Consider the following 7,538-nt stretch of genomic DNA (forward strand, 5'->3'; position numbering starts at 1 on the left):
CGGAAACAAAAAAATCTTATGTCTAGCGTCTTATGTCTTTCAGTCCTAAAGTCTTCAAGTCCCAAAGTCCTAAAGCCCCAAAGTCCTTAAATCCAAAAAAATCCTAAAAAAGTCTCCTTCCTGCAACCTTTTCCATCATATTATCATCTTATGGTCTGAGAAAAATACTATCTAACAACCGAAAATTATACTATGAAAAAAAGAATTCTGCTTGTAGATGCCTTGAGGGGCTTCGCTTTATTAGGTATTATCTTGGCCCATATAGGGGGCTGGTTTATTGCGGGAAGCATGCCAAGTGAAGTTTGGCAAAAATACCAGACGGATACAGCCAGCACAATCGTGAATTATATTGATGCTATTTTTATTTCTGGAAAGTTCTATACTTTTTTCTCGTTCTTTTTTGGGGTAAGTTTTGCATTACAGTTGTTACAACGCAAAGAAGACGACCAACGGTTTTTGCCCAGATTTATGTGGAGGCTCATCATTTTGTTTATTATTGGGTTTATTCATCACATTCACTGGCGAGGAGACATTCTAGGCATTTACGCCTTCCTTGGTTTTTTTATGATACTGTTCAGAAACGCTAGTGAAAAGGTACTGTTGGTAGCCATCCTATTTTTTACGCTGAATGTCCCGAGTTTTGTTCGTGAGGTGATTGCCTATAACCAACCACCAGAAAAACCAAAATCAGAGAAGGAACAAAAGGCTGAACAGACTAAATCTGAAAAAGAAACAGCCCAAAGTTATTACACCTTAAAGAAAGGTACGTATGCCGAAGTAATCGTTCAGAATTTTAAAGACTTTGCCTTTAAAGCTAGATTTCAATGGGAATCAGGACGAATCTTTGTGACTTTCGGCTTTTTTCTATTGGGACTTTGGGTTGGAAAACGTAAGATTTTTGAACATTTGTCAGACCGTCAACGGTTGATAAAAAAAATCATGTGGTGGTCTATCGGGGTGAACGTATTTATTATTGCTTTCTTTTTAACGATTGATATTGCCCAGCTTTGGGACAAAATGCCAAAATGGTTTGGGATGATTGGCAATTTCTTGTTTTCGCTCCACTCATTACTCATGACGATTTTTTACATTGCAGGACTATCGCTGTGGTTTAGTAAAAACTACATGGAAAAAGTAATGTTGAATTTTGCTGCTATCGGTAAAATGGCCTTGACCAATTATTTGCTACAAAGTGCTATTGGTATCTTGTTGTTTTATGGAATAGGTTTTGGGTTGGCTGGCGAGATTAGTCCTGCTTGGTGCTATGTAATAGGTATTGTGATTTTTAGCCTTCAGATAGTGTTCAGTAAATGGTGGCTGAGTAAGTTTAAATATGGACCAATGGAATGGCTTTGGCGTTCGGCTACTTATTTGAGGTGGCAAGTTTAGTTGTGAGTTTTTAGTTGTGATTGAGTGAATGGTGATTGAGTGATTATATCCCTCCGTGGCTGGTCTCCTGACCAGTCCACATTTACCTCCGTGGCTGGTCTCCCGACCAGTCCACATTTACCTCCGTGGCTGGTCTCCCGACCAGTCCACATTTACCTCCGTGGCTGGTCTCCCGACCAGTCCACATTTACCTCCGTGGCTGGTCTCCTGACCAGTCCACATTTACCTCCGTGGCTGGTCTCCTGACCAGTCCACATTTACCTCCGTGGCTGGTCTCCTGACCAGTCCACATTCGTCAGTACAAAATGTAAATTTATATATTAGTGTGATAGCTAAAAAGCAATGTGGACTGGTCGGGAGACCAGCCACGGAAGCAGTTTTATAAGCTGCGTGGAAAAGATTAGAAATCTAATAAGGTCAAGGATGTAGCACGAGTTTTCAACTCGTGAAATAATGTACGAGTTGAAAACTCGTACTACTACTGTTTGTTTTATATTTCTCCGCTTGACAATCAGAGATTGCCATTTATCTAACCCACGAAGTCAGAGACTTCGAGGAGTGAGGATAGAAATGCTAAGATTGATATGAGTAACAGGTTGAACGCATTTAAAAATGTGAATTATTTATAAAATTATGAACTTTGTCAGATGAACTGGCAAAAATTCTTTCAAGACGTTCCAGATTTTCGTATAAATCGACGTAAAAAGCATAATTTATTAGACATTTTAGTAATATCTGTGTGCGCTTCAATTTGTGGAGCAGACGATTTTGAAGATATAGCCTTATATGGAACTCAAAAAGAGTCTTTCCTGCGGACATTTTTGGAATTACCGAATGGTGTACCTTCTCATGATACATTTAACAGGGTCTTAAAATTTTTAGATAAAGATGCTTTTGCCGATAGTCTCTATCGCTGGTCAAAAGAAATTTTATCAACACTCAGTGAAGAATATACTCAAATTAATATTGATGGTAAAACTCTTCGTGCAACGGCTAAATCTGGGCATAAAAAATCTGGACTTTGTTTATTAAGTGCTTGGGTTTCTGACCATAAATTAATCTTAGGACAACAAAAAGTAGCTTCAAAATCCAATGAAAAAACAGCAGTCCCAGATTTACTTAATAGTCTTGATTTAAAGGACAGTATCGTGACCATTGATGCCATTGCTTGTGACGTTAAAAATGCTGATATAATTACTTCTAAACAGGGTCATTATATATTAGCATTAAAGCGGGCGGCGAACCGCAATAACAACAAGCATATCTATCAGCAAGTTAGTGAACGATTCACTCAAGTAAAATCTCAACTACCTAAGAATGAAAATGTTGACTTTGGTAGTGGAAGAATCGAAACCAGAACCTGTTATGTTGAAAATGACCTTACTCTTTATGACGACTTAGCTCCTTGGAAGCACCTTAAAAGTATTATTATCATAGAGTCTAAAAGAGAAATGAACAATAAAATTAGTGTTGAAACTCGCTTTTATCTTAGTGATTTAGCACTGAAACCCAAAGATTTTAATCAATACATTCGTAATCATTGGAGTATAGAAAATAGTTTGCATTGGCAATTAGATGTAACCTTTCGAGAAGATTTACAGAGAACTCAAACTGGAAATGCTCCTGAGAATTTAGCTATTGTTCGTAAATTATCCCTGCAATTACTTAATAAAGTAACCGATAAAGAAAGCATTAAAAGTCGAAGAAAATTAGCAGGTTGGAATGACCAATATCTAATTAAGATGCTTTCTAACATTTAAATGCGTTTAACCTATATGAGTAATGTTACTCCATATTTTAAAGTTTTTTTTCATTATCTTTTCAAAATATTTTTTTTTCAAATTAATATTTCTACATTTATCATGTAAATACTAATAATCTATCATAAATATATATAAATAACTTTTACACAATTTTTAAACATTAACTGAAATGAAAAAAAAATACCTATTTCTTCTAGTTTTTTCTATTTTCTTGGCATCTTGTTCTGTAGAAAAAGAAAATTCCACAATTCTTACACCTTCTACTTTTGTAAGTTTGGATGTTGCCAAAAAGTTTGCTACAGATTTGGTGAATCCGAATTCATCAAAAAATAATGGGGTAGGTTCAGAACTAACCATAAATAATCTTAAGTCTATAAAAAAAGTGGTTTCTGTACCAGATGAAAATGGTTTAACGGTATATTATATTATTACCTATTCAGAAGGTGGATTTATTATATTGTCTGCCGATAAAAAATTGGATCCTGTTTTAGCGTTTTCAGAGGTTGGAGATTTTAGTTTAGATACTAAAAGCATTCCTTCAGGTTTAGTCTATTGGTTAGCAACTACTAAAGAAACTGTAAAAAACATCAGGAAAGATAATAGCAGTAGAACAAAAGCCTGGGATTTAGAAGAAACCAAAAAAGCAATAGGGTTTGATTCCAACGCTAAATCAAACTCAAGGATGAGTTACATAGACCCAGGAGATGGCGGTTGTTCAGACTACGTTACTGTGGTTGGGCCATTAACCTCTACAACTTGGGATCAAGGCTGTGGTTACAACGATTATCTGAATCTATCATGTAATAATACCAATCAAGTCTGTTCATCTGGAGGAGCTTGTGGCAATCCTTTTACTGGTTGTATAGCCACAGCTATGGCTCAGATTATGAAAAACAAACAAAAGCCAAGTAGTTTTAGTTGGTCGAATATGCCATTGAGCTATGGCACCAGTACCACAGCAGCGTTGATGAAAGATATAGGTTGCAAAGTAAATATGAGTTACGGATGTTCTGGTTCTTCCGCCACAATGGAAGACGCTAAATATGCTTTTGTAAACTATTATGGATATAGTAGTGCTACCTTAGCCAATTACAACTATAATGTAGTTCAAAGTCAATTAAATAGTGGGCATCCAGTAATGTTATCTGGTGGAACTAACACTGGTTGGTGGATTTTTGGCTCATATACAAATGGTCATGCATGGGTGTGTGATGGCTACAGAGAGAGCTTTTATTGTGAAACAGGTACAACTTATTTGTTTCTTAATATGAATTGGGGCTGGGGTGGAACAGACAATGGTTATTATGGATTTAATAACTTTAATCCTGGTAGTTATACATTTAATGATTCTCGTAAGATGATTTATAACCTTTATTAATGCTTCTAGAGATGAAAAAAATAGTAGCTCTCCTCATAACTACTTTAATGTTTCAATGTAAAAAAGATGTTGCTGTGGAGTCAGTTGTAGTAGATACTTATGTGAATGTAAGTGTCATGAAAAATGGCAAAGATATGCTCAATCCAACTACCGTGGGAGGTTACGATTTAGCTTCTATTAAACTGGCTTATACTGATGATTTAGGCAATAGTATGGCTATCAGTACCGCACCCTTATTATACGAGGTTAAGGGTTCAGTGTATTATCTAAGGATATTTGCTGGGGCTGATTTACAGAAATCACGTTTTATAGACAAGCAAAATATCAAAATTGTTTGGTCTGATAATTCAGTTGATTTAGTACATTTAAATTTATATCAGTCTTCTTCAAATTATTTAACTAAAAGCATTTTAATAAATAACAAAGAAGTGTGGAATGTTGATGCTAAAGTTGAAAAAAATATAGTAATCACTAAATAGGGCTTTTGTAACGAGGTTACAAAGTTGTGATTGATAAATTTGATTGTTTAGCCCTTGGGCTAGTGGGTACATAATTAAAAATCAATTATTTATACGTAATCAACACATTTTTTAAATTGTAGAAATTACTTTAAGTAAAACCACCGCCTGTATTTTGGGGAATACTCCAAACATACAGGCGGTTTTGTTTTAGACGGCAGTAGTGTTAACAATATTTTGGTACACATACTACCTCCTTGGCTGGTCGGGAGACCAGCCAAGGGAACAAAAAGTAGGGCTGAATTGCATTCAGCCGTTTCCGATATAGGCTGAATGCAATTCAGCCCTACTTTCATTATCTCTCACCGCTTCCCCCGATACCTTTCTTCAAAAAAATCAAAAAAACGACTGCCAATCGGGATTTCTATAGGTCCGATATTGATTTTGGTTTTCTGAAAACTGTCTATCTTTTTTAAATTGACGATATAGGAATTGTGTATTCGGCAAAATACCTTTTCAGATAATTTCACCTCCATTGCCTTTAGGTTTAATCGCGTCAAGATGGGCTTCTGTGGGGCTTTTACGGTATAAATCTTCACATAGTCTTTCAGTCCTTCTATGTATAGAATTTCGTCATACATGATTTTAATTTCCTTGTATTCCGAATAGACAAAACAACAATCAGGCTCATTTTCTTCACTTACTGGCAAGGGAACAGTTTTAGACAATTGCCTTAAAATAAATAATTCGTTGGCTTTGTTAGTTGCTTTCAGCAGGCGCTCAAAGGCGATGGGCTTTAATAAATAATCTACCACATTCAGGTCATAGCTCTGTAAGGCGTATTGCTCAAAAGCCGTCGTAAAAATCACCATAGGCGATTCTGAAAGGCTTTTAAGCAACTGTATGCCCGTCAGACTAGGCATTTGAATATCAATAAAAAGTAAGTCTATCGTTTCCTTTTTCAATATTTCAAATACCTCTAAAGGATTAGTCGTTGACTTTACTAAATCAAGATAGGGTATTTTTTGTAAGTCATCTACCAAGATATTCAGGGCAAATGGCTCATCGTCTACAGCCAAACAACGGATTTTCATGCGCTCAGGTTTATCAATAAGTTTACTTCAAACTGTCCCCATTCAGTGTTAATACTAAGCTGGTGTTTGTCGGGATAATGCAAGGCTAATCGCTTCTTTACATTCGGAATCCCAATACCAGACTCTTCTTCCAACAAAGGAGAGTTTCCCGTAAAAATATCATTTTTACTATAAAAGTGTAATACTTTGTCTTTGATGGACAAACGAAATTCAATGGGCGTATCTTGCTGGCTATGTACTCCATATTTAAAGGCATTTTCTACAAATGGAATAAACAACATAGGCTCTATCATCAAGGTTTCTGTATCGCCCTCTACCTCAAATATTACCTTTGAAGGGTCAATCAGCCTCATGCGTTGCAAGTCGATATAATCGTTGAGGTACTTTATTTCTTGCGAAAAAGCTACTTTGTCATGGTTGGCATGGTAAATCATATACCGTAGCAAATCTGAAAGCTTAAGGATATACCCTTCTGTTTGTTCAGATTTTTGTCGTGCCAACCAACGGATATTATTAAGGGTATTAAACAGAAAATGAGGACTTACTTGCAATTTCAACACCGCCAATTCTGCGGCTATTTTTTCATAAATAATTTGCTGTTGGATAGCCTTATTTTCGGTGCGTTCCCTCCAGAGGGCAATTACACTGCTGAGTGCTACCACCAATATAAACGAGACAGATATTCCCAAAAAATGAGGTGAATTGAGCATCATGGGTGGTCCTGCGTAAAATGGTCGCGGACGCCCCTCGCCGTGTAATGTGGGCGGACCATCATGCCTTGGTCTTGGCATATCATCAAAGGTAAGGTCAAAAATCACCTTATCAATTACAAACGTAATCAAGAATGCCCCTAGCAATAAACCTATGAATGTACCCCAGGTGCCTTTTTGGAGGGTATTAGGTGTAAGCCAATGTAGGTTGAAATAAAATAGTCCTATCAACAAAAAGTTGTTGATAAGGTTGGAGACCAGAAAGGGGTAAAACTTCAGGCTTTCCTTTATAGAGAATGGGAAGAAAGAAAAGGGGGCTAAAATAAACACCAACCACCCCAAAATATGTATTAAAAAAGAATATCGCTCTAAATACTTCATAGCATGAATACAACGTGAAGTTTATCAAAAATTTGGTGTCAAGTTACGCTTTTATTTACTGATATAGTTTTGAGGTCGTTACAAGTGTCTATCAATACATTCATTGTGCATATTTTGATTGAAAATGCCTTCAATTTGGGCTTTTATCTACACAAGTAATCTAGTATTCTACACTCGTTTATTCATCAACTGGTTGATGCGTTACTTTGAAGATGTAGCGGTTAAAACCTATTTCTATTAGCGGGTGACTTAAGTCCTACTGATTACCCACATCTTTTAGATAAGATAAAAAAAATTAAGAACTTGTAGCATGGAAATGTTTTTAGGTATAGAAAAAAAATATCTGTTCACAATTTGGGAGATTA

At 36.1% G+C, this 7,538-nt stretch carries 6 protein-coding genes; 4 read left to right on the forward strand and 2 right to left on the reverse strand.

Annotation, left to right across the window (positions count from 1 at the left end; translation table 11 throughout):
- Nucleotides 1-192: 192 nt before the first annotated feature.
- From VB264_RS19640 to VB264_RS19655, 4 genes are all read left to right on the forward strand, one after another.
- A complete protein-coding gene (locus VB264_RS19640) occupies nt 193-1,389 on the forward strand; it encodes a DUF418 domain-containing protein (RefSeq protein WP_323252146.1) in 1,197 nt (398 codons plus the stop codon).
- 647 nt (nt 1,390-2,036) lie between these two features.
- Entirely contained in the window at nt 2,037-3,149 is a 1,113-nt protein-coding gene (locus VB264_RS19645; protein WP_323252148.1) for an ISAs1 family transposase, read from the forward strand.
- 172 nt (nt 3,150-3,321) lie between these two features.
- The gene (locus VB264_RS19650; RefSeq protein ID WP_323252150.1) at nt 3,322-4,530 is read left to right on the forward strand and encodes a C10 family peptidase; all 1,209 of its coding nucleotides are present in this window, start codon (nt 3,322-3,324) and stop codon (nt 4,528-4,530) included.
- Nucleotides 4,531-4,577: 47 nt separating this feature from the next.
- Complete coding sequence (locus tag VB264_RS19655) at nt 4,578-5,009, forward strand: hypothetical protein (protein WP_323252153.1); 432 nt, start codon at nt 4,578-4,580, stop codon at nt 5,007-5,009.
- A gap of 341 nt (nt 5,010-5,350) precedes the next feature.
- Here VB264_RS19655 and VB264_RS19660 read toward each other — a convergent pair whose 3' ends face one another.
- Both VB264_RS19660 and VB264_RS19665 read right to left on the reverse strand, forming a co-directional pair.
- Complete coding sequence (locus VB264_RS19660) at nt 5,351-6,082, reverse strand: LytR/AlgR family response regulator transcription factor (protein WP_323252154.1); 732 nt, start codon at nt 6,080-6,082, stop codon at nt 5,351-5,353.
- Nucleotides 6,079-7,023 (reverse strand): sensor histidine kinase, encoded by a 945-nt coding sequence (locus tag VB264_RS19665; protein ID WP_323252156.1) that lies wholly within the window; start codon nt 7,021-7,023, stop codon nt 6,079-6,081. Before VB264_RS19665 ends, VB264_RS19660 begins: the two co-directional genes overlap by 4 nt.
- Nucleotides 7,024-7,538: the final 515 nt, after the last annotated feature.

It is taken from the genome of Arcicella aquatica (assembly GCF_034928825.1).
Classification (GTDB): domain Bacteria; phylum Bacteroidota; class Bacteroidia; order Cytophagales; family Spirosomataceae; genus Arcicella; species Arcicella aquatica.

Bases quoted from the DNA above. Each gene is read 5' to 3' on its own strand.
- VB264_RS19660 (WP_323252154.1), bottom strand. From the start codon at position 6,082: ATGAAAATCCGTTGTTTGGCTGTAGACGATGAGCCATTTGCCCTGAAT.
- VB264_RS19645 (WP_323252148.1), top strand. From the start codon at position 2,037: ATGAACTGGCAAAAATTCTTTCAAGACGTTCCAGATTTTCGTATAAAT.
- VB264_RS19650 (WP_323252150.1), top strand. From the start codon at position 3,322: ATGAAAAAAAAATACCTATTTCTTCTAGTTTTTTCTATTTTCTTGGCA.
- VB264_RS19655 (WP_323252153.1), top strand. From the start codon at position 4,578: ATGTTTCAATGTAAAAAAGATGTTGCTGTGGAGTCAGTTGTAGTAGAT.
- VB264_RS19640 (WP_323252146.1), top strand. From the start codon at position 193: ATGAAAAAAAGAATTCTGCTTGTAGATGCCTTGAGGGGCTTCGCTTTA.